This is a genomic window from Synergistes jonesii, assembly GCF_000712295.1.
Classification (GTDB): Bacteria; Synergistota; Synergistia; order Synergistales; family Synergistaceae; genus Synergistes; species Synergistes jonesii.
Window position 1 is genome coordinate 1 of record NZ_JMKI01000054.1, and the last position, 23,758, is coordinate 23,758.

A 23,758-nucleotide genomic window follows, 5' to 3' on the forward strand; every position below is an offset into this window, starting at 1 on the left:
ATGGGGCGTCGGCGCGCGCATCGGCGCCGCCATACGGTCATTCGCGCCGCCGACGGAAAGCCGCGGGCATACCGGCGACGGAACGCCGACAGGGCGGACAGTGCGCCCGCATATCCGCCGCGCCCATTGGCACGGTTTTTGGACGGGCGCGAGAAAAGAGCCGGAAAAGCGGCGCTTCGTACACCGTTGGATACCGCCGATCCCGATAAACGTCCGACCGGACGACGAACTGCCGGCGGTGATACGGGCGGTGAAGAAAAATAAAGGAGAAGCAAAATGATAAAGTATTTTCCAGTTTCAGCGTTAAGCGACAAAGATAAAAAAATAATCATAAAGAAATTCCCGCTCGCCGGCACGCCGGCCGAAGCGGATTATACCGGCGACGGTACAGTGTTTCTCGTCGTCGTGCAGGGGCGTCCCGCGAAAATGTTCTACCCGCTCAAAAACAGAGAGGGGACGCCGGAGCTGCCGGAGGAGTTCTTCGTGAACATACACCCTGAAGCGGAGGGGCTGACCAACATCTATCTTGGCAGGGTGTCGGGCGGCGTATTTTTCGCCATGCGCCGACTTGAGGAAAAAGAAAAATCCTCCGTAACTGATGAATACATGTCCGTCTCCAGCGCGGCGCAGATTATCGGCGTCACGCGGGCGCATTTGTCGCATCTCTGCGCGAAAGGCCGCGTTCCCGGCGCCCAGCGCATCGGGCGCTTCTATCTCGTGCCGCGCGAATGGGTGGCGGCGCGCGTGCTGGCTCGAGTCGGCAGCGTCACGCGCGCCGAAGCGGCACGGCGCCTGGGCGTATCCCGCCAGTATGTAGGGCAGCTCGTTCGGTCTGGCAAGCTGGAAACCGCCGACGATGGGCGCGTAATACTGGACTCGCTTGCGCGCCTGATGGCGGAGCGGGAAGGAAAATAAAATCGGGGCGGAATCTCCTTCATTTAGAGGTGTTGATTTTCTCAACGGCCTCTTTTTTCTTTTCCTCATAACCACGAGAGCGATTTCTCCTATGTAAAACTATAGTAAGCATAAAAAACTGACGGTAGAAAACACGGTAGAAAAAAAGAAAAAATCTATTGAAAATAAAAAGCGCCGGCGCGAAAAGCCACGCCGGCGCTTAATCTTCATGGTGGAGATAAGGGGATTCGAACCCCTGACCTCTTGAATGCCATTCAAGCGCTCTCCCAACTGAGCTATATCCCCATAGACAACGTGAGAAATTATACAGACTCCTGCCGGCGCTGTCAAGAATTTTCTGTGCGGCCGGCGGCGGTTGATTGCAAAAGCTAAACTCTACCCCCAAAGGCTTAGGGCGTTGCGTCAGCTTCTGCAAGTGAAGCGAATTTTCATTCGCTCCTTTTGCCTTTTTTGAAGCGTTAGTTTCGCAGCTCTTGGTTTTGCGGGAAATCTTTTCAAAAGCGGCTTTCGATGTTATTATGTTAGATAAAATCTAATAGAAGATGAGGTCTGAAACGATGGAAAAGTGCGCGTGCCGTGGTTCGTTTCTTGAGAGATTCATCCAACCGTCGATACTGTTGCTTCTCAGCAAAAAGCCGATGCACGGCTTTTCGATCCTGAAAAGCCTCTACAAAAGCGACCTGATGGATTACAGCTCGCTGGACCCGACCGGACTCTATAGGATGCTGAAGAAGATGGAGGAGGCCGGTCTGCTCAGCTCTGAAGTCGAAAATGAAAACGGCCTGCAGGGAAGGCGCGTCTATTCGATAACGCAGGAGGGGCGCGTCTGCCTTGTGTTCTGGAGGGCGACGCTGCTCGACTATCAGAAGAAGATCGTGCGGCTCGCGGAGGCGATACCGGAGAACGTGGAGGACGGCCTCGAATAAGCGAAGGGGCACAGCAGGCGTAAAGCGGATTTCCGCGAATGCAGAGCCGCAATATAATAAATTCCGGAGATGATGGTAATGTCTGCAAACGGCGGCGATGAGAGGAGCTTCGAGGCTGTCACGGCGAGCTGCGTCAAATATTTCGGCGCGCCGCAGGGAAGGCACCCGATGGAGATAGTGCGCGAGGTGATGGACGACGTGAATTTTCCGATGCACAATTTCGCGCACCACTATCTCGTGCCGGCGGTGCTGCTTGCCGCGATGAGCGTGAGGGACGGCTCGACGGCCGAGAGCTTTGAGAAGAGGCTCGCCGAGACGGCGAAGCGCGCGAAGAACGTGCTTCCGGCGTTCTGCGGCTTCTACGGCGCTTGCGGAGCGGCGGTCGGCTGCGGGATTTTCATGAGCGTCTACACCGGCACGACGCCGCTGTCGAAGGATACGTGGTCCTTATGCAATTACGCGACGTCGGGCGCGCTCGAAAAGATGGCGGATATCGGCGGCCCGCGTTGCTGCAAGAGGAACACCTTCACGGCGCTCAAATTCATGAAGCAGTACATAGCCGACAATCTGTCCGCCGAGCTCGACCTGCCGGAGGAGATCGAGTGCGGCTACAGCAAGTTCAATGCCGAGTGCATCAAAAAGGATTGCCCGTACTACAAAGAGGAGGGCGAATAGATGAAGAAATCCCTTATCCTTGCCGTTCGGCATAAGCCTCCCTTTCGTTCACAGCGAAGGGTGCCGACCTGGTGATCTACGGCGGCACGATAACCGAGGGAAGCCAGGACGTGACGCTGTCGACCTCGTTCCTGTTGTTGACGATGGCTGAAATGATTGGGGCGTCGAGCGGCCTCGGCTATTTTATAAAGAATTATTTCGACTACGCCAATTATACGAACGTGATAGCGGGTATAATTCTTATCGGCATCGTCGTGAGAGTTTTGAACGTTTTTCTTTCCTTCGCAGAGAGGCGTCTGATAAAGTGGAAGGAATAGCGAAAGCACCGGGCGTCAAAAAATATATTATAGAAAGGCACTGAAGCGGCATGTCCAGAAGAATAGTGATGATGGACGGGGCTGTCGGAACCAGCCTCTGGGAAAAAGCGGAGAAAAAGGTGTCGGTGTGGCACTACAACATCGAAGAGCCGAAGATAGTCGCCGAGCTGCACTCCGAATATCTTGCGGCGGGCTCGCAGATAATCCTCGCCAACACCTTCGCCGCCAACGGCGCGGAGGTGGCTCGCGACAGCTCCTACACGGTCAGGCAGGTCGTGGGCACCGGTGTAAGGATCGCGAAGGAGACGATCAACGGAAAGGCGAAGGTCGGGCTCGCTATCGGACCTCTGACCGGCTTGCTGAAGCCCTTCGGCGAGATCACGGCCGACCGGGCGAAGGAGCTCTTCGAGGAGCAGATCGGCTGCGGAATGGAAGAAGGGCCTGACCTCATTTACATTCAAACCTTCATGGACCTCGAGATGATGAAGATAGCGATTCGCGCCGCGAAGCATTACGACGTGCCCGTGCTCTGCTCGATGAGCTTCATGGGCGGAGTGAACGCCGCCGGCAAAAAGCCGAAAAAGGCTCACACGATGATGGGCAACTCCGTCAAGGATATAGTGGACGCCGCCGTCGAACTCAAGGTGGACGCGATAGGCATCAACTGTTCGATGGGCCCCGTCGACGCGCTGCCGGTGCTCAGGGAGTACAGGGAAACCACCGATCTGCCGCTGGTCTTCAAGCCGAACGCGGGAAAGCCGAAGATGGGCGACGGGCAGGCGGCCGGCGCCGAGTTCGACATCGAAACCTTCGCCGACGACGTGCTGCCCGCGGTGGACGCCGGAGCGACGTACATCGGCGGCTGCTGCGGCTCCAACCCGGCCTACATCAAGCGCCTCGCCGAAAAGGTCAGGGCGAAGCTGGAAGCCGAAGGCTAAAAAATAAAATTTCGCACAGGTACGACGCGCCGCGGTCAAAAACGCGGCGCGCCCTTTTTGCCTGAATAAAACTCCCGGCTAAGCTGGGAGATCCTTTTTTGTCGTCAGACAGGCGCGAAAATTTTTCCGGTGTCCGTGCCTGATAAGTTTTTTAATCGTCCGCCTCCGTGGCGGCGATATTTTTCTCCTCTTCCGGCGCGGCGCACTATAAAATAGTGTATATAAGAGTATAAATATATACTGTAACAGATTATAATGTTAAAATATACTTGAACATTCGCTTGAATGTTAATATAATAATTGAAGTATAGGGTTTTTAAAATAAATATTTCAATTATAGTTTTTTGGGCTTAGAACAGAAGCGGAACGGACAGGGGGCTTGGGCATGTACACCGCGAATGAAGCACAGCTGAAGGCGTTTAAGAAGGAGCACGCTTATCTGAAGACAAAGCTCGACCTTGGGAAGGAGATACTTTGGTTAACAAGATCTGAATGCATCAAGGCGGGGCCGAGCGTCGAGGAAACGCTCGCTATAGTGAAGGACGCGATGACAGCGCACGGGAAGAAAGAGTACGAGATGCCGGCAAAGATAGGAATACATCCCTTCGAGGACGTATTTTTCCATGCGATGCCGGCCTACGTCCCCGGCAAAACGGCCTGCGGTATGAAATGGATAGAGTGCTTCCCACGCAACCCGCGAGAATATGAGCTGCCGCAGACTACGGGGCTGCAGATAATGAACGACGTGATGACGGGCGTGCCGGTCGCCGTTATGGACTGTACGTGGCTGACCGCGATGAGGACCCCGGCCGTCACGGCGCTCGCGGCCGCCGCGCTGCATCCGGATGCAAAGACCTTCGGCATGTTCGGCTGCGGCGTGCAGGGTGTCGGGCACGTCCGCTTCGTCGCGAAGACGCTGAAGAAGCTTGAGCGCATATATATCTACGACAAATATCCGGAGTGCATGGACCGGCTGATGGCGCAGGTGCGCGGCGAGGTCGGCGTGCCGATAGTCAAGGCGAAGAGCGTTGAGGAGGCCGTCAAGAGCTGTGAGGTGCTGAGCTCTGCGACGTTCATCGTGCGCAAGCCGATGGCTATCGCGAAAAAGGAATGGGTACGGAAGGGGCAGACGATTCTGCCGTGCGACCTCAACACTTTCTGGGAACCGTCGATCGCGCTTGAGGCGGACAAGTATATCGTCGACAGCTCCGACGAGCACGAGCTCTTCAATGAAATGGGCTACTTCCCCGACGGGCTGCCGAAAATTTTCTGCGAGACGGGCGAGATGCTTGCCGGACTGAAGGAGGGGCGCGCGAAGCGCGGCGAATTGATAGTCTGCAGCAACATAGGAATTTCCACGAACGACATAGCAATGGGTCAAGCGATTCTTTCGCGCGCCCTCGAAATGGGAATCGGCACGAAGATGAAGCTGTAGCGCGGGTGTCTTTTAAGGGCCGGATTTTTTTGAGCGGCGCGTCCGGCATGGGTGGGTCGGCCCAGTTGTCGTGTACGCCTATTTGTTATCAGGCGGCCGCGCGCCGCCTGATATCTGTTTGCCTGAATAAAACTCCAGGCTAAGCCGGGAGTTCCTTTTGCGCGGCGCTGGCCGAAAAATACTTGAGAAAACCGCTGAAAGCCGCTGAATTATATGTTATGTCGGCGGCATTCTGCTATAATTACGGAAACAATAAAATATTGTCTCTCAGGGGAAGGGAAACCGGTGCGTATTTTCTATGCCGGTGCGGCCCCGCCACTGTAGCTCGGACGAAAGCGAAAGGATGCCACTGGATTTTTCCGGGAAGGCTCGCGATTAGGATGAAGGGAAGCCAGGAAACCTGCCTGTGAGAGCTCAAGGGGGGATCCGTTTGCGCGGGCGAACGTCTTCACAGCAGGCTCGGAGTTTATGGGCCTGCTGCCGGCAGACACGGTAAGGACACGGGGGATCGCTTCCGGGTCTTTTTTTATGGGCTCCGGAACTTTTTCCGGATAGGTTTTGAAAGGACGGTAAAGAATCGTGAAATCATTTGTAATAGCGCTCGTAACGTTTACACTCGTAATGTCAGGCGTCGCCTACGCCGGCGCGCCGAAGGACAAGCCGGACAAAAAGGGCGTCCTGATCGTCGCCTTCGGCACCTCGATGCCGGATGCGAGAAAGGCGATCGACAACCTCGTCAATTCCGCTAAGGCGGCCTTCCCGGGGACGGAGGTGCGCCTCGCCTATACGTCGAACATCATCCGTAATAAGATAGCCAAGGAGCAGAAGGTCAATATCCCGACGCCGACGTCGGCCCTCGCTCAGATGAACGACGAAGGTTTCACCCACGTATACGTGATGCCGACGCATATCATACCCGGGGAAGAGTACGACGACATTTCGGGCGTGGTTAACGGCTTCGCGGCGATAAAGGGAAAGTACGAATTCAGGGAGCTGAAGCTCGCGCGCCCCTATCTCTCGTCAGCCGACGACTGCGACGCGATGGCCGATATCCTTGTAAAGCGCTTCGCGAAGGATCTCGCGAACGCCGGGACGGAGATCGTCCTTATGGGGCACGGCACGCCGCATCACGCGGCAAACGCCATGTACAGCCAGCTTCAGCTCTCGCTCGATAAGAAGGCCCCCGGGCGCTTCACGCTCGGCACAGTAGAAGCGGCGCCGATGATCGAAGACGTCGTCGCGCGCCTCAAACACAACACAGCCGTAAAGTCGCTCGTTATTTCGCCTCTCATGATCGTTGCGGGCGATCACGCTAACAACGACCTCGCCGGCAGGGATGACCCCGAGTCATGGTACAACCAGCTGAAGGGTGCCGGCTACAAGGATATCAAGGCACACTTGGTCGGGCTCGGGGAGGATGAAGGGATAGCGAAGCTCTTCGTAGCAAAGATAAAGGATATGATGAAATAAAAATGACCGACGCCGAAGAGCTTTCGAGGCACAGGGGAAAACTCAGCGGCAAGCGCCTGCGGTTGGCGGCGCTGCTCTGCCTGCTGCTCTTTATCTCCGCGCTTTGGAGGCTCGGCGCGGGCGAATGGGACATACCGGCCGCCCGCGTCGCGGCGCTGTTGAATCCCTTTTTGGACGAAAGCATGGGCGCGTCGCCGGAGGCTCTTGTCGTAAGGAGCATCCGGCTGCCCCGCTTTTTTGCCGCCGTCGGCTGCGGCGGGCTTCTCGCCGCGTCCGGAGCGGTGCTCCAGGGGTTGCTTACTAACGCGCTCGCAGAGCCCTATACGCTCGGGATTGCGGCGGGTGCGGCGTTCGGAGGCGCGCTCGGCTTTTTTCTCGACTCGTATGCGGTGGTGCCGATGGCTTTTTTAGGCGCGATGTCCTCGCTGTGGCTCGTCAGCCTCATAGCCGCGCGCAGCGGAGGAGGCGCGTCCAGCATCGTTCTCGCCGGCGTCGTCATGAACGCGATACTCTCCGCCGGCGTGACGTTCCTCAAGGCGATCGCGGACGACCGCCTCGGAGCGATAGTCCTCTGGCTGATGGGCAGCCTTTCGGGGGCGTCGCCGTCGGCGGCCGTCATAGTCTGGTGCTCGTCTCTTATATTGTTCGTCCCCGCCTTTGTCTGCGCGCGCCAGATCGACGCCTGCTCGCTCTCCGAGGGGCAGGGCGAACTGCTCGGCGTCGAGGAGAAGAAGCTGCGCGCGCTGCTGCTTGCCGTTTCATCGCTCGCCACCGCCGCGGTAGTCAGCTTTTTCGGGATAATCGGCTTCGTCGGGCTCGTCGTGCCGCATCTTACGCGCTCCTTTATCGGGCCTTCGACGCGGCCGCTGCTCGTCTTCTGCTTCCTCGGCGGCGGGCTGCTGCTCGTGCTCGCGGACGGAGCCGCGCAGGCGATGGGCGAGCTTCCGGTCGGCGTCATCACCGCGCTGATAGGCGGCCCCTTCTTCTGCTGGATATTGATTCGCGGAAAGGCCGGCGCGTGAAGCTCTACGCGTTCAGCGGCCTCAGCGCCGGATACGGCGGGAAAACGGTGATAGACGGCATAAGCGGCGGAATAGAGCGTGGCAGGATCACGGCGCTTATCGGGCCGAACGGAGGGGGCAAGAGCACGCTGCTGCGCACGCTCGGCGGGCTCGGACGCTACGGAGGCAGCCTGTCTTTCGGCTCCAGGGAGGTAAAGGATATCCCGCGCCGCGATTTCGGCCGCATGGTCGGCTTCCTGCCGCAGAGCACGAGCGTCAGGGCGGCCTTTTCGGTATACGAGGTCATCTCGCTCGGGCGCCTCCCCTTCCACGGCGCGCTCGAACCGATGAGACGGCAGGACGACGCGATAGTCCTTGAAAGCGCGGAGCTTGCCGGCGTAGAACATCTGCTTTTCCGCACGGTGACGGAGCTTTCCGGAGGAGAGAGGCAGCGCGTGCTCTTCGCGATGACGCTCGCTCAGAGGCCGGGGACCTTTCTGCTCGACGAGCCGACCTCGGCGCTCGACCCGAACCATTCGCGCCGGATATTCGAGCTGCTGCGCGAACTCGCGGCGGAGGGCAGAAGCGTAGTCGCCGCGGTGCACGACCTCAACAGCGCGATATCGTACTGCGACGACTTTATAGCGCTCAAGGACGGTAAGATCAGAGCCTGCGGCCCGGTAGGATTGCTCGACGGAGACATCCTGCGCGGGCTTTACGGGATAAATTTCCGCCGCTACAGATCGGAGGATGGCAAAATCGCATGGCACCCAGAATAATCTTATATATTCTCATTATGTTTATGCTCTCGCCCTTCCGCGCCGACGCGGAGGCGAGGCGCATAGTCTCACTCTATCCGGGGCATACCGACAATATCGTCGCTCTCGGCGAAGAAAAGCGCCTGGTCGCGATATCCAAAAACGACGACGGCGAGACGCTTCCGCAGCTGAAACGCTTCTCGGCGAGAAGCAGCGCCGAGGAAATACTGGCCCTTAAGCCGGATTTGGTTTTGACGCGCGGCCTGGCTGAGCGCCAAAACCCGCAGCTGCGCAGCGTGCTCGAGCGCGCCGGCGTGCGCGTCGTCTCGATAGAGCCGCCTCAGTGGGACGATTTCGCGTCGTATCTCAGGGAGCTCGCGGAGCTCATAGGCTGCGACCCGGAGGCCGCCGAAGCCAAGCTCAAAAAAATCCGCAAATCGATAGCGGCCGAAGCGTCGAAGAGATCGAAGGGCAAAAAGCCCGCGGTCTTCGTCGAAGCCACCGCGAAGGAGCTGCACACTTGTTCGCCGGGATCGTGGGCCGCAAAGCTTATCGAGCTTGCCGGCGGCAGGAACGCGGCCGCCGACGCGAAGCCGATCAGAAGCGGCAGCGCGATAGCCCCCTACGGCCTCGAGAGGATACTGAAGGCCGCGGCGGCCAGAGAGATAGACGTCTACATCGTGCAGCGCGGCGCGATGAACGCGGCCGACATGGACGCGCTCGCCGCGCGCCCGTGGTATACGGCGCTGAAGGATATCAAAACGGCTGTCGTGCCGGAAAACGAACTGAGCCGCCCCTCGCTGCTCGGCCTCGAAGCCGGCGGCAGACGGCTTATCAAAATATTTTACGGCGAGTGAGAGATATGAGATTTACCGTCGTCGGAGTCGGTCCTGGGGATCCTGAGCTCGTCACGCTCAAGGCGCTGCGCGCGATAAAAAGCGCGGACGTCGTTCTGACTCCCTATTCGCCGCGCGGAAAGTTCTCCGTGGCCGAGCGCATAGTGCGCGAGAGTCTCCCGGAAGTGGAAGTAGTGCCGATCGCCTTCCCGATGTTGACCGACGACGCAGAGCGCGAAAAATTTCTGATCGGCGAACTCGAAAGAATCGGCGCCGCCTGGCGCGGCAAAGAGAGCGTCGTCCTGCCGGTCATCGGCGACTCGGCGCTCTACGCGACCGGCTCTTACCTCTTCAGCGCGTGGAGGAAGCTCGTGCCGGCACTGGAGCTCTCTTTAGTGCCTGGAATCTCGGCGCATCAGCTCGCGGCGTCGCGCGTCGGCGCGTTTCTCGCTATGGGGACGGATATTTTTTCCGTCATCCCCTGCACCGACGACGAGGGGAGCGTCGTCTCGGCTCTGTTGCGCGCGGATTCCGCTGCGCTCTATAAGCCCTGCGTCTTGAAGGAGGCTCTGCCCGGCGTCGTTTCGAAGGCGGGCCCGTGGCGGCGCGTCGTGAGGATAGACCGCGCGGGGCTCGAGGACGAAAAAATTTATGAAGGCGCGGCCGCTCTCGAGGCGGCCTGCGAATATCTTTCGATACTGCTTCTCTGGCGGCGCTGAATGGACTGGTCGGGACTTGCCGCGGGAGAGCTGCGGCTCACCTTCGACATTCTTTTCGGCCTTCTGATAGGCTTCGCGGTGCTGAAGAGCGGCGTTGCGGACAAGTTGATGCGGCGCCTCGTGCCGTACCTGAGCAAGGCCGGCATCTGCCCGTCGCTCGGCATGGCGCTGACGCTGAGCTTAGGCTCCGCCAAGGCGGGGGCGGCGTTCGTGGCGTCGGCTCTCGACAACGGCAGGATATCGCGGCGTTCCGCCAAGTGGGGGACCCTGCTTCTGTCGTTTCCCGCCTACCTGCACAGATGGCCGTCGACTATGGTGATGGCGGCTTCGATGGCCGGGCTCTCTGGCGCGATATTCGCGGCGATACTGCTGTTGCGCAGCGCGGCGCGCTTTGCGCTGATAATTTTCATACTGCGGCGAGAGCGCGCGGGCGACGACGTTGCTGCGGCGTTGCCGCCGGAATGCGAGGCCAAGGCCGTCCGCTTCAACATGCGGCTGCTGAGGAGCCTGCCGCTGGCGTGGCTCTTCTTCGCGATAGCGTATCTGCTCGTGCCCCAGGCCGAGAGTTTCATAAAGCAATGGCTGCTCGCCGGCAGCGCGCTGCCGCTGGCGGCCCTCGCCGTCGCCGCGGCTTCGATGGCTCACGTTTCGGCGGCGCTCGCGCTTGCCGGAGGAAGCCTCGCGGCGGGCGAGCTCAGCGTCGCGCAGGCCGTATTCGCGCTGCTGCTCGGCAACGGCCTCGGCGTCGTCACGAGAGTCTTTCGCTCCAACGCCGGCTATTATTTCGGCATTTTCAGCGGCGATATGGCAAAAGAGCTTCTTTTCTGGAATATCGTGACGACCTCCTTCTTCGCAGTGCTTTCGATAGTTATTGCGGCTCTGCCGCTTTTGTTATAAAAAATAAAAAATTTTATCCGCAGGGGTAATCAGCCATGAAGCCGAAAGAGATAGAACAAAAAAGCATGTGGATAATAGCGTCGGAGATGGGGGCGTGGCGCGGCGCGCCCGAGGAGCTCCCGATAGTGAAGCGCGTGATACATACGACCGCGGATTTCGACTTCGCGGAAAACATGCGTTTTTCCGCGGACGCCGTGAACGACGCGCGCGAAGCGCTGAAAAGGGGCGTCGCGATCGTCACGGACACGAATATGGCGGCGGCCGGAATCAACAAGGCGGCCTGCTCGCGCTTCGGCGTAGAGGTCGTCTGCCGCATGGCCGACCCTGCCGTGCGCGGCGAGGCGGAAGCGCGCGGAACGACGCGCGCGGCCGTGAGCATGGAGGCGGCCGCGGAGACGACGCCGGACGCTATCTTCGCGATAGGCAACGCGCCGACCGCGCTGCTGCGCCTCTGCGAGCTGATCGACGAAGGCAGATGCGCGCCGTCGCTCGTCATAGGCGTGCCGGTCGGCTTCGTCAACGTCGTCGAATCGAAGGAGCGCCTGCTCGCGGCGCATGTGCCTTATATAACCGCGCTCGGACGCAAGGGCGGCTCTTCGGTCGCCTCCGCGATAGTTAACGCGCTGCTCTATGGAATCGAATAAGAAACTTCGCGAGGGATATTCCACGGGGAGCTGCGCGGCGGCCGCCGCGAAGGCGGCGGCGCTGCGCGCCATGGGCGCCCCCTGCCCCGCCGCGGTGGAGGTAACGACGCCGGAGGATAAAATTTTCACGCTTCCGGTGAACGGCTATCACGACGGCAGCTGCGGCGTGGTGAAGGATGCGGGCGACGACGTAGACGCGACCGACGGCATCCTCATCAGGGCGGCGGTCGAACTTCTGCCGGGCGGCGAGATACTCTTTGAGGCCGGAGAGGGCGTCGGCAGCGTGACGCTGCCGGGGCTCAAGCTTCCCGTCGGAGAGCCGGCGATAAACCCCGTGCCGCGCGAGATGATCGAGCGCGCGGTGCGCGACGTGATAGGGGCGCGCGGCGCGCGCGTGACGATCTCGTCGCCGCAGGGCAGAGAAGTCGCGAAGAGGACGTTCAACCCAAGGCTCGGCATAGTCGGCGGCATTTCGATACTCGGCACCACGGGGCGCGTCAAGCCGATGGACGAGGCGTCGCTGCTCGAGTCGATGACGCTCGAGATCAACACGCACGCGGCGGCCGGAGAGAAAATAATCGCGGTCGCCTTCGCTGGCATGGGAGAGAAGGCGCTGCGGTGCGCTTACCGCATAACGAACCGCTCCGTCGTGCAGTGCGGGAACTACATCGGCCACGCGATAGACGAATCGGCGCGCCTCGGACTGAAGCGACTGCTGATCGGCGGACACCCGGGAAAACTGCTGAAGGTCGCGGCCGGCACTTTCAGCACTCACAACCGCGTCGGCGGAGGCTCTAAGGAGGCCCTCTGCGCCCAGGCCGCGATCGCCGGAGCCCCGCCGGATACGGTGAAGAGGCTGTACGAGTGCTCGACGTCGGAGGAGGCGCTTCACGCGGTGCGTGAAAGCGGGCTCGATTTTTTATGGGACATTCTGGCGCGCATCGCGGCGAAGCGCTGCGCCGAACGCGTCTTCGGAGATATAGAAGCAGCGGTCGCGTTCATCGACAACAATGCCAACATTCTCGGCGCGACTGAGAACGCTACCTCTTTTGCGGAGGAGATAAGAAATGAAAAATAAGCTTTACGTGCTCAGCGCCGGCCCGGGAGGCGCCGCGGAGCTCACGCCGGCCGTCAGGGAAGCGATCGCGGCGTCGCGCGCCGTGGCGGTTGCGCCGCGCCATCGTCATCTGGCCGCGGGGCATCCGAACGTCATAGAGATGAGTGACTTCAAGGAGACCTTCGAACGCCTGCGCGAAGAGCTGAAAGCGGGGGACGTCTCCCTGCTCGTCTCCGGCGACGCCGGCATATTCAGCCTGTTGCCGCTGATAAAGAAAAATTTTCCCGACGAGGACATCGTCGTGTTGCCCGGCGTCAGCTCGCTGCAGAGCCTCTGCGCGAAGGCCGGCGAAACGTGGCAGGACGCCGTGATCCTCTCGGGACACGGCCGCAATATTCCTGACGAAAAAATCCTCGACGCGGCGGAGCACAACCGCAGCGTGATATTTTTCTGCGACGCGAAGAAAAACCCCGCTTGGCTCTGCGCTCTGCTCGATAGCGCCGGGCTCGGCGGCGTGAACACCGTGGTCGGCGAAAGGCTCGGCTCTGAGGAGGAGCGCGTGCGCCGCGGCGCCGCGCGGGAGCTGGCGAGGGAGAGCTTCGACTCGCTCGCGATCGTGCTGCTGATAAACGACGGATTCAGCGAACGTGCCCCGCTGCTGCCGGAGGACTCCGATTTCATACGAACGGAAGGCATACCGATGACGCACGAAGAGGTGCGCGCGGTGATAATCGCGAAGCTGCGCCTGACGCCGGGGACGGTGCTCTGGGACGTCGGCGCCGGCACCGGCTCCGTTTCGATCGCGGCCGCGCAGCTGTGCCGCCGCGTCCACGCCGTCGAGGTAAACGCTGAGGCCGCCGAGCTGGTGCGCGAAAACGCGAAAAAGTTCCGCCTGCACAACGTTAAGGTCTACGAATCTTCGGCCCTCGCCAAGCTCGCCGAGCTGCCGAAGCCGGACGCCGTTTTCATAGGGGGCGGCGGCCCGGAGCTTCCCGCGATACTCGACTGCGTATCCGAGCGCGGGAGCGGCATACGCGTCGTCGTCTCGGCGGTCTCGCTGAAGACCTCGGCGCTCTGCACGGTGAAGCTTTCGGAGGATGGATTCACCGCTTTCGACGCCGCGCAGATCGCAGTGAGCAGAATAAAAAGAGTCGGGAACGCGCAGATATGGCAGGCGCGGAATCCGGTGACGATATTTTCCGCGCTCACGCGCGGGTGAGGGGGAGCGGATATGATACATTTTGTCGGGGCCGGCCCCGGCGCGGCGGATCTGATCACGCTGCGCGGCGCCCGGCTGCTGAAAGAGGCCGGAATGATAATCTACGCGGGTTCGCTCGTGAACCCGGAGCTTTTGAAGCTCGCGAAAAAGGACTGCGAAATATACGACAGCGCGCGCATGACGCTCGACGAAGTCGTAGAAAAACTGCGCGAAGCGCACAGCTCCGGCGTCGACGCGGTGCGCCTGCACACCGGAGACCCATCGATATACGGCGCGATACGCGAACAGATGGACAAGCTGAAGGCGCTTCGCATACCGTACGACATAACGCCCGGCGTCAGCTCCTTCTGCGCGGCGGCCGCGGCGGCCGAAGCCGAATACACGCTGCCTTCCGTGAGCCAGACGGTGATAATCACGCGCATGGAGGGGCGCACGCCGGTGCCCGAGAGAGAAAAGATTCGCAGCCTCGCGGCGCATCACGCTTCGATGGTCCTCTTCCTCTCGGCGGGGATGCTCGACGCGCTCTGCGCCGAACTCATAGCCGGCGGCTACGAGCCGCAGACGGACGCCGCGCTCGTCTACAAGGCGTCGTGGCCTGATCAGAAGGTGCTGCGCGGCGCTCTCGCGGAGCTGCCGCGGCTCGCCGAGCAGGCGGGGATAAGCAGGACCGCGCTTGTGCTGGTCGGGGATTTCCTCGGAGACGAATACGAGCTTTCGAAGCTCTACGACAAACATTTTTCGCACGGCTTCAGAAAGGCCGCGGAAGAGCGATGAAGCTTCACGTCGCGGCCTTCTCCGAAAGAGGAGCCGCGCTCGCGCTTAAAATCGCGGACGCCTTCGGCGGCAGCGCTTGGGCCCCGGAAAAATACGCCGGTGGCGGCGTGCTTCCGCTGGGCGCCTCTCTTGCCGAATGGGCCGGCAAACGCTTCGCCGACTCCCAAGCGATCGTCTTTATCTCGTCGTGCGGCATCGCGGTGCGCGCGATAGCTCCGCACATCGGCGGCAAGGAGAGGGATCCGGCCGTAATAGTGGCCGACGAGCTCGGCAAGAACGTGATATCGCTGCTCTCGGGGCATATAGGCGGCGCGAACGAGCTTGCGCTGCGCATAGCGGAGTTCACCGGCGGGCGCGCCGTGATAACGACGGCGACCGACGTGAACGGCATCACGCCGCCCGACTCATGGGCCGTGAAAAACAACTGCGCCATCGAAAACCTTTCGGCGGCGAAGCGCGTCGCGGCGGAGCTGCTTTCCGGCGGCGATGTGGGAGTCGCCGTCACCGACGAGCTTGTCCCGGCTCCCTATCCGGTGACGCTGTGGCTGCGCCCGAAGGATTTGACGGTGGGCGTCGGCTGCAAGCACGGCATAAAGCCCGAGCTGCTGCGCCGCTGCTTCTCGGACTTTATGGAAGACAGCGGCTATTCGCCCCTTTCCGTCACGGCGTTCGCGTCGGTCGACAGGAAAAAGGAGGAGACGGCGATAATAAAGCTCGCGGAATTTTACAAGGTCCCCTTTGAGACATTCTCCGCGGAAGAGCTGATGGCCCTGCCCGGAGTTTTTTCGCCGTCGCCGGCGGCCGCTGCGGCGGTAGGGACGGACAACGTCTGCGAGCGCGCCGCCCTCGCCGCGTCGCGCGGCGGCTACATGGTGCGCCTCAAGACGAAATACGCCGGCATTACCTTTGCGCTGGCAAGAAAAAGGAGCAGGTGAACGATGGCTGTCGAATTCAAGATCGCGGGGCTGGATTACAGATCCGCCACGGTCGGCGTGAGGGAAAAATTTTCCTTCACGGAGAGCGGAAGGCGCGAGTTGCTGCGCGAGATAGCGCCCCGCGTGCGGGAGGCCGTCCTCATATCGACCTGCAACAGGACGGAGCTCGTCGTCGTCTCCGAAGAAGAGCCGGCCGGGCTGCTCCAGCGCGCGCGCGGCGGCGGGAATTTTTTCTCGCTGAGCGGCGAGGCCGTCGTAGAGCGCGTCTTTGAGATCGCCGCGGGGCTCCATTCGCAGATACCTCTCGAAGATCAGATACTCGGTCAGATGAAGGAGGCTCTCCTCCTCGCGCGGCAGGAAAAAGTATGCGGCGCCCTGCTCGGCCAGCTTTTTCAGCGCGCCGTAGCGGCGGGCAAGGAGATACGGACGAAGTTCAAAGCGCTCCCTCACGAAGCTTCGGCCGCGGCCGTGGCCTGCGCGGAGGCTTCAGCCTTTTATAAATCGCTGAAAGGAGTGCGGGCCCTCGTCGTCGGCAGCGGCGAGATGGGGATGGCGGCCGCTAAGCTGCTCGTCGAGCGCGGCGCGGAGGTGCGGATGACGCAGCGCCGCCGCCGGAAGGACGGCGTTCGGCCGCCCGCGGGGGCGGCGTTGATAGCGTACGACGCGAGGTACGAGGCTCTGCGCGAATGCAGCCTCGTGATATGCGCGACGGCGAGCCCGCACTGCGTCCTCGCGGCCGAGGACTTCTCGGACGACGGGGCGAAGCGGCTGATGATAGACCTGGCGGTGCCGCGCGACATCGACCCAGCCTTCGCCGAGCGTCCGTCGGTGACGCTCGTGGACATGGACGGGCTGGGCTGCAAAGCGCTGCCGGAAGGCTTCATGCGGGAGATAAGGAAGAGCCTCGAAGCAAATATCAAACGTTTTCACGAATGGCTCGACGTACATGAGTGCGTGCCTTACATAGAAAACATATGCTCCTTCGCGGAACGCGAGATGGTAGAGGGGCTCGGCTGCGAAAGCGAAGAGGAGCGACTGCGCGTGAAGGAGGCTTCGCGGGCTATGATGAACAAGCTGCTCTTTTCAATGAAGAAAGGGGTCGATATGGATATGGCTAAGGAATGTTACCGCGCGCTCTCAAAGGGGGTGCGGGCGTGATATACGTCGTGGGGCTCGGCCCCGGAGGCGCGGGGGAGATAACTCCGAGGGCGCTTGCGGCGCTGGAGAAGTGCGACCTGATCGTCGGCTACAAGGCCTATGTCGAGCTTGCGCGTCCGCTCTTCGACAAGGAGAAGGAGTTCGTCGTCTCGGCGATGAAGCAGGAGCGCGATCGCTGCGAGGAGGCTCTGCGCCTTTCGCTCTCGGGACGCACCGTCGGCCTTATCTCAAGCGGCGACCCGGGGATATACGGCATGGCCGGCATCATGCTCGAAGTCGCCCGCGGCAGGACTGAGGTCGAGATAATCCCCGGCATAACTGCCGCCTCGAGCTCCGCCGCGATACTCGGCGCACCGCTCGGCTGCGACTTTGCCGTGATAAGCTTAAGCGACCTGCTGACGCCTTGGAAGGTTATCGAAGGGCGTCTGCGCGCCGCCGCGCTGGCCGACTTCGTGATCTGCATCTATAACCCCGCGAGCCACGGCCGTCCGGAGCATCTCTCCCGCGCTGCGGATATACTTATGGAAATCCTGCCGGCGGAGCGCCCCGCGGGCTGGGTGCGCAGCGCCGGCCGCAAGGGAGAGAGCTGCCGCGTCACGACGCTCGGCGAGCTGAAGAATCAGAAAATAGACATGTTCTGCACCGTGATAATCGGCAGCTCGGCCACCTACGTGATCGACGGACGCCTGGTGACGCCGCGGGGCTATAGAGAATAAGATGGAAAAGAAGGTACTGCTTTTCGGCGGCACTTCGGAGGGGCGCGAGCTGACGCGCTTCGGGCTGCCGATGATATATTCGGCCGCGACGGAGTACGGAGCGGAGCTGGCGCGCGGCGCGGAAAATACCGAAATCGTCGTCGGGCGCATGGACGCCCGTGAGATGAAAAAATTCATTGATGAATCGCACGTCGCCTGCGTCATCGACGCGACACACCCCTATGCGGCCGGCGCGAGCGAAAATATCCGCGCGGCCTGCGCCGCGTGCAGCGTGCCGCTGATGCGCGTGCTGCGGCGCGCGAGCGAGGCCAGGCGCGCTTCGCTCCTCGTGAAGAGCGCGGCGGAAGCCGCGGAGCACATAGAGAAGACATCCGGCAACGTGCTGCTGACGACCGGCAGCAAGGAGTTGGCGGCCTTCGCGCGCGTGAGCGACCGTTCGCGCCTCTTCGTGCGCGTGCTGCCGGACCCCGATGTGATAAAAAAATGCGCGGAGCTCGGCTTCGACAGCGGACACATTATCGCGATGCAGGGCCCCTTCAGCGCCGCGATGAACGAAGAGATGCTGCGCATGACAGGCGCGCGTTGGCTCGTAACGAAGGACGGCGGCGCGGCCGGCGGCACGGGCGCGAAGATGGACGCCGCCGAAAAGTGCGGCGTCTCCGTCATTATGATAGAGCGTCCGCGCGAGGAAGATGGACACAGCTGCGCCGAGGCGCTCCTCTGGGCGCGCAGGCAGCTCGGCCTTCCGCGCCCGCCGCTCTTCCCGATGCTGACGGACTTGGAGGGGCGCAGCGCGGTGATCGCCGGCGGCGGCGCGGTGGCGGCGAGGCGCGCCGCGACTCTGATAAGATGCGGAGCTGAAGTGACGGTGGTCAGCCCGGAATTCTGCCGCGAATTGGAGGAGCTGAAATGCGGCCTCGTGCGGAGAAAGTGGGAGGAAGCGGACCTTGACGGCGCGTCGCTCGCGGTCGCCGCGACCGACGATAGGGAGGTCAACTCCGAGATCGGAGCCGCGGCGAAGAGGCGCGGCATACCGGTGAGCGTCGCGGACAACGCCGCGGCGTGCAGCTTCTTCTTCCCGTCGCTCGTGACGTGCGGCGAGGCGTCCGCGTCGGTATCGGCCGGCGCCTTGAGCCCCGCTCTGACCCGCAGGCTGGCGGAGAGGCTGCGCTCCGTCTGGGAAGAATGGGTGAAAGAAGAACGTTCTGCCGTTGAAGGCGAAAAGGATAAAAAAAATGAGTAAGAGGACGATACGTTTCGGAAGCAGAAAAAGCGAGCTCGCCGCGATACAGGCGAGAATCGTGATGGACGCGGTAGCGCGCGCACATCCGGAGTTAGCGGTGGAGCTCGTGGCGATGGAGACGTCTGGCGACAGGAACATGAAGCCCTTCTCCGAAGCCTCCGACAAATTCGGGATAAAGGGGCTCTTCACGCAGGAGATCGAAGAGGCGCTGCGCTCCGGCGCGATAGACGTCGCGGTGCACAGCCTCAAGGATATGCCGGTGAACGCCGCCTCGGCCCTGCCGATCGTCGCCTGCCCGAAGCGCGGGGATCCGCGCGACGCCCTCGTCCTGCCGGCCGGCCGCGCGCTGCTCGAGCAAGGGGGCGCCGTAGGCTGTTCGTCGGCGCGCCGGCGCCTACAGCTTGCCGCGCTCCTGCCGGGAGTTTCGGCCGCGCCGGTGCGCGGCAACGTCAACACGAGACTGCGCAAGCTCGACGGCGGAGATTTTTCCGCTCTCGTGCTCGCCGCCGCGGGTCTCAGGCGCCTCGGCCTCGGGAAGCGGATATCCAGATTCTTCGAGCCCTGCGAGATGGTTCCGGCCCCCGGGCAGGGGATAATCGCCTGCCAGGGGCGCGCCGGCGGAGATTATTATTATCTTGACGCGCTGCGCGACAGAGACACCGAGCTCTGCGGCGAGGTCGAGAGGGCTTTCTCCGCCGAGCTCGGCGGAGGCTGCACCGCCCCCGTCGGCGCCTTCGCGGAAATCAGCGGCAAGGAAATAAAAATAATCGGCTTCTGCTGCGGCGAAGGCGGCGCCCGCCGCGCTTCGATAAGCGGCAGGGCCTGCGAAGGAGTGAAGCTCGCCGTAGCTCTCGCGCGGAAGCTTTCAGGGAGGGAAGGGGCATGACTAAAGGCGGAGGATTTGTCGCGCTGATCGGCGCGGGCCCCGGCGACGCCGGGCTTTTGACTCTGCGCGGCCGCGAGCTGCTCGCAGCGGCGCAGTGCGTCGTCTACGACAGGCTCGTCGGCGACGGCGTGCTGGCGATGATGCCGCCGGAGGCCGTGAAGATAAACGTCGGAAAGGTCGGCGGCGGCCATTTCGTGCCGCAGCAGGAGATAAACGGCATACTCGTGCGCGAGGCGCAGAAGGGGCGCTTCGTCGTCCGCCTGAAGGGCGGAGACCCCTTCGTCTTCGGTCGCGGCGGCGAGGAGATAGAAGCGCTCAACGAAAGCGGCATAGCCTTCGAGGTCGTCCCGGGCGTCACATCGGCGCTCGGCGGGCTGGCCTGCGCCGGCATACCGGCGACGCACCGCGGCGTGGCGCGTTCGATACACGTCGTCACCGCGCACACGAAGGAAGGGGGCTTAGCTCACCTTGATTACGAGGCGCTTGCTAAGCTCGGCGGCACACTCGTCTTTCTGATGGGCGCGGCGGCTGTGCCGGAGATATGCTCCGAACTGCTGCGCGCCGGAATGCCGGAAAGCTCTCCGGCCGCGGCGCTGGAAAACGCGAGCGTCGCGGCCCAGCGGCTGATACGCGGGACGCTCGCGGAGCTTGCCGGCAGATGTGCGGCGGAAAAGTTGAAAGCGCCGGCTCTCGTCGTAGTCGGAGGAGCGGTGGGATTCGCCGAGGCCTTCGCGTGGAAAAAATTCCTGCCGCTTGCCGGGCGCAAGGTAGTCGTCACGCGCCCGCGCGGAAGAGGGGGGATGCTTTCGGCGATGCTGCGCGCGCGCGGCGCCGAGGTCGTCGAACTGCCCTGCATCTCCACGCGCCGCATAGAGGCCGAATTGCCGGAGTTTGCGAGATACGGCTGGCTCTGCTTTACGAGCGCGACGGGAGTCGAGGCGCTCTTCGCTCTGCTCGCCGAGGAGGGGCGCGACGTCCGTTCCATCGGCGCGGCCAAGATCGCCGCGATAGGGCCGGCCACTGCAAAAGCGCTGAAGGAGCGCGGCCTTGTGACCGATTATATGCCGGAAGTCTACGACGGAATACATTTGGCGCGCGGGCTGGCGCGGCTCGTTAAGGAAAAGCCGGCTCTGATGTTCCGCGCTAAAGAGGGCTCGCCGGAATTGACGGAGGAGCTCGCGGCGCAGAAAATAAATTTCACGGAGCTTCCGCTCTATGAGACGCTCTATGAAAAGCCGGAAATAATCCCGCAGAGCGCCGACACTGCGCTCTTTACTAGCGCGTCGACGGTGCGCGGCTTTAAGGCCGCTATGCCCGAGCTGAAGATCGAATGCGCCTGCTGCATAGGCGAACAGACCGCGGCTGAGGCGCGCCGCGCGGGCTTCAAAAGGATAATCACGGCGCGGGAGGCGACGCTCGAAAGCCTCGTAAAAGCGCTGGAGGAGGATAAAAGGTGATCATACGTCCAAGAAGGCTCAGAAGAAATAAAATCATTCGCGATCTGGCGGCCGAGACGAGGCTCTCGCCGTCGATGCTCGTCTATCCACTCTTTGTCCGCGAAGGGCGCGGCATCGTCGAGGATATACCGGCGATGCCGGGGCAGAAGCGCTACAGCCCCGATACGCTGCCGCGCGCGCTCGAAGAGGTCCGGAAGGCCGGCGTGAACTCCGTGCTGCTCTTCGGCATCCCCGAACACAAGGACGAACGAGGCAGCGAAGCCTACAACGACGACGGCGTGATCCAGCAGGCGCTGCGCGAAGGCAAAAGACATTTTCCCGACATCTGCTTCATCGCCGACGTCTGCCTCTGCGAATACACGTCGCACGGCCACTGTGGGCTGCTTAAGGGCGAAGCCGTCGACAACGACCCGACGCTCGATCTGCTCGCGCGGACCGCGCTCTCGCAGGCTCAGGCCGGCGCAGACATGGTCGCCCCATCCGACATGATGGACGGGAGGGTCGCGGCGATTCGCGCGAAGCTCGACGGCGCCGGCCTGGAAGATACTCTGATCTTCTCCTACGCCGTGAAGTATGCGTCGGCCTTCTACGGCCCCTTCCGCGAGGCGGCCGGCTCCGCGCCCTCCTTCGGCGACCGCAGAGGCTATCAGATGGACCCGCGCAACGTGCGCGAGGGGGTGCGCGAGGCGCTGCTCGACATAGAAGAGGGAGCCGACATGATAATGGTGAAGCCGGGACTGCCCTACCTCGACGTGCTGCGCGCCGTCAAGGAGAGGAGCTGCGTCCCCGTCGGCGCCTACTGTGTCAGCGGCGAGTACTCGATGATAAAGGCCGCGGCGGAGCGCGGATGGCTCGACGAGAGGCGCGTGGCGGCGGAATCCGCGATATGCCTCGCGCGCGGCGGCGCGGATATAATCGTCAGCTACTTCGCGCCGGAGCTGGCGCGCATGATGAAGGAGGGCGAACTGTAATGAGCCGCTGTGAAGAGCTTTTCGCGGAAGCGCGGCGCTACATACCGGGAGGCGTCAACAGCCCGGTGCGCGCCTTCAGGAGCGTCGGCTGCGCGCCGGTCTTCGCGACGCGCGGCGAGGGCGCCTATATCTGGGACGCGGACGGAAGAAAATACGCCGATTACATCGGCTCTTGGGGGCCGCTGATCTTAGGGCACGCCTACGCGCCGGTGACGGAAGCCGTATGCGCGGCGGCGCGCGGCGGCGCGAGCTTCGGCCTTCCTACCGAAAGGGAAGTCGAAATGGCGCGGCTGATCGCCGAACTCGTCGAAGGAGTCGAGCTCGTGCGCATGGTCTCTTCCGGTACGGAAGCCGTGCTCTCCGCGCTGCGCGTCGCGCGAGGCTTCACCGGCCGCGAACTGATAGTCAAATTTGAGGGCTGCTACCACGGACATTCCGACGGCATGCTCGTCAAGGCGGGCTCCGGCCTCGCGACGGCCGGCCGCCCCGACAGCGCCGGCGTCACCGCGAAGACCGCCGCCGAGACGATCAGCTGCCGCTATAACGACGTCGGGGAGATGAAAGAAATATTCGCCGCGCACAAAGGTGAGATCGCGGCGGTGATAGTCGAGCCCGTCGGCGCGAACATGGGGGTCGTCCCGCCGGCGCCGGGCTTCCTTGAGTCTCTGCGCGAGCTCACGACTGCGCAGGGGGCGCTTTTGATATTCGACGAGGTCATAACCGGCTTCCGCCTTTCGCTGAACTGCGCATCGGGGTACTTCGGCGTAACGCCCGACCTCTGGACCTTCGGCAAGATAATAGGAGGAGGTCTTCCTGTGGGAGCCTACGGCGGGCGGCGCGACGTCATGTCCGTTGTGGCGCCTCTCGGGCCGGTATATCAGGCGGGCACCCTCTCGGGAAACCCCGTGGCGATGGCCGCGGGGCTTGCTGCGCTGAAGACGCTGCGCGGAGCCCCGCACATTTATAAGGAGCTCGCGGCTAAGGGAGAAAGACTGCGCCGCGGCCTCGCGGAAATATTTAAAAAATGCGACATACCGGCCTGCGTGCAGGGAATCGAATCATTAGCCACGATATTTTTCACAGAAGGCCCCGTGAGAAGCTACGACGACGCGAAGAAGAGCGACACGGCCCGCTACGCGCGCTACTGGAAGAGCATGGAAAAGCGCGGCGTGCTGCTCGCGCCGTCGCAGTTCGAGGCGCTCTTCATCAGCGCCGCGCACAGCGGCGAAGACATAGAATACTTCCTCAGCTGTGCCGAAGAGGCGGCGCGCGGCGGGGAACTCTGACGCGCGATGGACGGCGAAGAGGGCAGGGTACAGATATACACCGGCTGCGGCAAGGGCAAAAGCACGGCCGCCTTCGGCCTGGCGATGCGCTGCGCCGGAAACGGCGGCAGGGTCTTCGTGATCCAGTTTCAGAAGGCGAGGGAATGCGGCGAGCACAGAAGCGCCGAGAAGCTCGGCGTCTCTGTGACGCGGTGCGCCGGCGGGCGCGGCAGCTCCCCGTGCGCGCGGCGCTGCCCGCTGCTTTCGGCCGCCTTCGATATATTTGAAAGGCAAAGCGCGGACCTCCTTATCCTCGACGAGATAATGGCGGCGATAAGGCACGGCTGCGTCAGCCTTTCAGATGCGCTGGCGCTGCTTTCCGCACGTCCGCGCGGCGCCGAGCTCGTGATGACGGGGCGCGGCGCGCCCGAGGCGCTTATCGAACGCGCCGACCTCGTTACTGAAATGAAAAAGATAAAGCACTACTACGACGAAGGGATCCCGGCGAGGCGCGGCGTGGAATTTTAGCGCGCCGCCCTATGCCGG

At 62.1% G+C, this 23,758-nt stretch carries 25 protein-coding genes, 1 tRNA gene, 1 pseudogene and 1 riboswitch; of the genes and pseudogenes, 26 read left to right on the plus strand and 1 reads right to left on the minus strand.

Annotated elements, in window-relative coordinates:
* A pseudogene (locus EH55_RS14495) lies at positions 1-280 on the plus strand (hypothetical protein); the annotation flags it as partial.
* Entirely contained in the window at positions 277-915 is a 639-nt protein-coding gene (locus tag EH55_RS12330) for a helix-turn-helix domain-containing protein (RefSeq protein WP_037974966.1), read from the plus strand. The pseudogene EH55_RS14495 and the gene EH55_RS12330, both read left to right, overlap by 4 nt.
* A 209-nt stretch (positions 916-1,124) precedes the next feature.
* Here the strand turns inward: EH55_RS12330 and EH55_RS12335 are convergent.
* Positions 1,125-1,200 (minus strand) — tRNA-Ala (locus tag EH55_RS12335).
* 272 nt (positions 1,201-1,472) lie between these two features.
* Between EH55_RS12335 and EH55_RS12340 the strand changes: the two genes are divergently transcribed.
* The 24 genes from EH55_RS12340 to EH55_RS12455 all read left to right on the plus strand — a co-directional run bounded on the left by EH55_RS12340 (position 1,473) and on the right by EH55_RS12455 (position 23,740).
* A complete protein-coding gene (locus EH55_RS12340; protein ID WP_051682897.1) occupies positions 1,473-1,841 on the plus strand; it encodes a PadR family transcriptional regulator in 369 nt (122 codons plus the stop codon).
* Positions 1,842-1,919: 78 nt separating this feature from the next.
* Entirely contained in the window at positions 1,920-2,516 is a 597-nt protein-coding gene (locus EH55_RS12345) for a DUF5714 domain-containing protein (protein WP_037978399.1), read from the plus strand.
* 71 nt (positions 2,517-2,587) lie between these two features.
* Positions 2,588-2,833, plus strand: a complete 246-nt coding sequence (locus tag EH55_RS12350; protein WP_037978401.1) for a hypothetical protein — start codon at positions 2,588-2,590, stop codon at positions 2,831-2,833.
* A gap of 50 nt (positions 2,834-2,883) precedes the next feature.
* Positions 2,884-3,771 (plus strand): homocysteine S-methyltransferase family protein, encoded by an 888-nt coding sequence (locus EH55_RS12355; protein WP_081839584.1) that lies wholly within the window; start codon positions 2,884-2,886, stop codon positions 3,769-3,771.
* Between the two features lie 385 nt (positions 3,772-4,156).
* Entirely contained in the window at positions 4,157-5,206 is a 1,050-nt protein-coding gene (locus tag EH55_RS12360) for an ornithine cyclodeaminase family protein (protein ID WP_037978407.1), read from the plus strand.
* A 208-nt stretch (positions 5,207-5,414) separates the two neighbouring features.
* Positions 5,415-5,628, plus strand: a riboswitch (cobalamin riboswitch).
* Positions 5,629-5,785: 157 nt separating this feature from the next.
* The gene (locus tag EH55_RS12365; protein WP_236617135.1) at positions 5,786-6,676 is read left to right on the plus strand and encodes a sirohydrochlorin cobaltochelatase; all 891 of its coding nucleotides are present in this window, start codon (positions 5,786-5,788) and stop codon (positions 6,674-6,676) included.
* A 2-nt stretch (positions 6,677-6,678) separates the two neighbouring features.
* Positions 6,679-7,698, plus strand: coding sequence for a FecCD family ABC transporter permease (locus tag EH55_RS12370; protein WP_037978409.1), 1,020 nt, complete (start codon positions 6,679-6,681; stop codon positions 7,696-7,698).
* Positions 7,695-8,456, plus strand: coding sequence for an ABC transporter ATP-binding protein (locus tag EH55_RS12375; protein WP_037978412.1), 762 nt, complete (start codon positions 7,695-7,697; stop codon positions 8,454-8,456). The genes EH55_RS12370 and EH55_RS12375 overlap by 4 nt, the downstream gene beginning before the upstream one ends.
* Positions 8,441-9,292: an ABC transporter substrate-binding protein gene (locus EH55_RS12380; protein WP_051682899.1), complete on the plus strand. Its 852-nt coding sequence runs from the start codon at positions 8,441-8,443 to the stop codon at positions 9,290-9,292. The genes EH55_RS12375 and EH55_RS12380 overlap by 16 nt, the downstream gene beginning before the upstream one ends.
* A gap of 5 nt (positions 9,293-9,297) precedes the next feature.
* Entirely contained in the window at positions 9,298-9,990 is a 693-nt protein-coding gene (locus EH55_RS12385; RefSeq protein WP_037978414.1) for an SAM-dependent methyltransferase, read from the plus strand.
* The gene (locus EH55_RS12390) at positions 9,991-10,887 is read left to right on the plus strand and encodes a membrane protein (protein WP_037978416.1); all 897 of its coding nucleotides are present in this window, start codon (positions 9,991-9,993) and stop codon (positions 10,885-10,887) included.
* A gap of 35 nt (positions 10,888-10,922) precedes the next feature.
* Positions 10,923-11,531: a precorrin-8X methylmutase gene (locus EH55_RS12395; RefSeq protein ID WP_037978418.1), complete on the plus strand. Its 609-nt coding sequence runs from the start codon at positions 10,923-10,925 to the stop codon at positions 11,529-11,531.
* Positions 11,518-12,609 carry a cobalt-precorrin-5B (C(1))-methyltransferase CbiD gene (cbiD, locus tag EH55_RS12400; RefSeq protein ID WP_037978421.1) on the plus strand — a complete coding sequence of 364 codons (1,092 nt, stop codon included), beginning with the start codon at positions 11,518-11,520 and terminating at the stop codon, positions 12,607-12,609. Before EH55_RS12395 ends, cbiD begins: the two co-directional genes overlap by 14 nt.
* Positions 12,599-13,807: a precorrin-6y C5,15-methyltransferase (decarboxylating) subunit CbiE gene (gene cbiE, locus EH55_RS12405; RefSeq protein WP_051682900.1), complete on the plus strand. Its 1,209-nt coding sequence runs from the start codon at positions 12,599-12,601 to the stop codon at positions 13,805-13,807. Before cbiD ends, cbiE begins: the two co-directional genes overlap by 11 nt.
* A 12-nt stretch (positions 13,808-13,819) precedes the next feature.
* Positions 13,820-14,581: a precorrin-4 C(11)-methyltransferase gene (cobM, locus tag EH55_RS12410; protein WP_037978425.1), complete on the plus strand. Its 762-nt coding sequence runs from the start codon at positions 13,820-13,822 to the stop codon at positions 14,579-14,581.
* Positions 14,578-15,516 (plus strand): cobalt-precorrin 5A hydrolase, encoded by a 939-nt coding sequence (locus EH55_RS12415; protein WP_037978427.1) that lies wholly within the window; start codon positions 14,578-14,580, stop codon positions 15,514-15,516. Before cobM ends, EH55_RS12415 begins: the two co-directional genes overlap by 4 nt.
* A 3-nt stretch (positions 15,517-15,519) precedes the next feature.
* Positions 15,520-16,674: a glutamyl-tRNA reductase gene (locus EH55_RS12420; protein ID WP_051682901.1), complete on the plus strand. Its 1,155-nt coding sequence runs from the start codon at positions 15,520-15,522 to the stop codon at positions 16,672-16,674.
* Entirely contained in the window at positions 16,671-17,390 is a 720-nt protein-coding gene (cobJ, locus tag EH55_RS12425) for a precorrin-3B C(17)-methyltransferase (protein ID WP_037978429.1), read from the plus strand. Before EH55_RS12420 ends, cobJ begins: the two co-directional genes overlap by 4 nt.
* A gap of 1 nt (position 17,391) precedes the next feature.
* Entirely contained in the window at positions 17,392-18,633 is a 1,242-nt protein-coding gene (gene cobK, locus EH55_RS12430) for a precorrin-6A reductase (RefSeq protein ID WP_037978432.1), read from the plus strand.
* Positions 18,626-19,519 carry a hydroxymethylbilane synthase gene (gene hemC / locus EH55_RS12435; RefSeq protein WP_037978587.1) on the plus strand — a complete coding sequence of 298 codons (894 nt, stop codon included), beginning with the start codon at positions 18,626-18,628 and terminating at the stop codon, positions 19,517-19,519. The genes cobK and hemC overlap by 8 nt, the downstream gene beginning before the upstream one ends.
* Positions 19,516-20,976 (plus strand): uroporphyrinogen-III C-methyltransferase, encoded by a 1,461-nt coding sequence (cobA, locus tag EH55_RS12440; protein ID WP_037978435.1) that lies wholly within the window; start codon positions 19,516-19,518, stop codon positions 20,974-20,976. The genes hemC and cobA overlap by 4 nt, the downstream gene beginning before the upstream one ends.
* Positions 20,973-21,947 (plus strand): porphobilinogen synthase, encoded by a 975-nt coding sequence (gene hemB / locus EH55_RS12445; protein WP_037978437.1) that lies wholly within the window; start codon positions 20,973-20,975, stop codon positions 21,945-21,947. The genes cobA and hemB overlap by 4 nt, the downstream gene beginning before the upstream one ends.
* Complete coding sequence (hemL, locus tag EH55_RS12450; protein WP_037978440.1) at positions 21,947-23,233, plus strand: glutamate-1-semialdehyde 2,1-aminomutase; 1,287 nt, start codon at positions 21,947-21,949, stop codon at positions 23,231-23,233. The genes hemB and hemL overlap by 1 nt, the downstream gene beginning before the upstream one ends.
* Positions 23,234-23,239: 6 nt before the next feature.
* Entirely contained in the window at positions 23,240-23,740 is a 501-nt protein-coding gene (locus EH55_RS12455) for a cob(I)yrinic acid a,c-diamide adenosyltransferase (RefSeq protein WP_037978442.1), read from the plus strand.
* Positions 23,741-23,758: the final 18 nt, after the last annotated feature.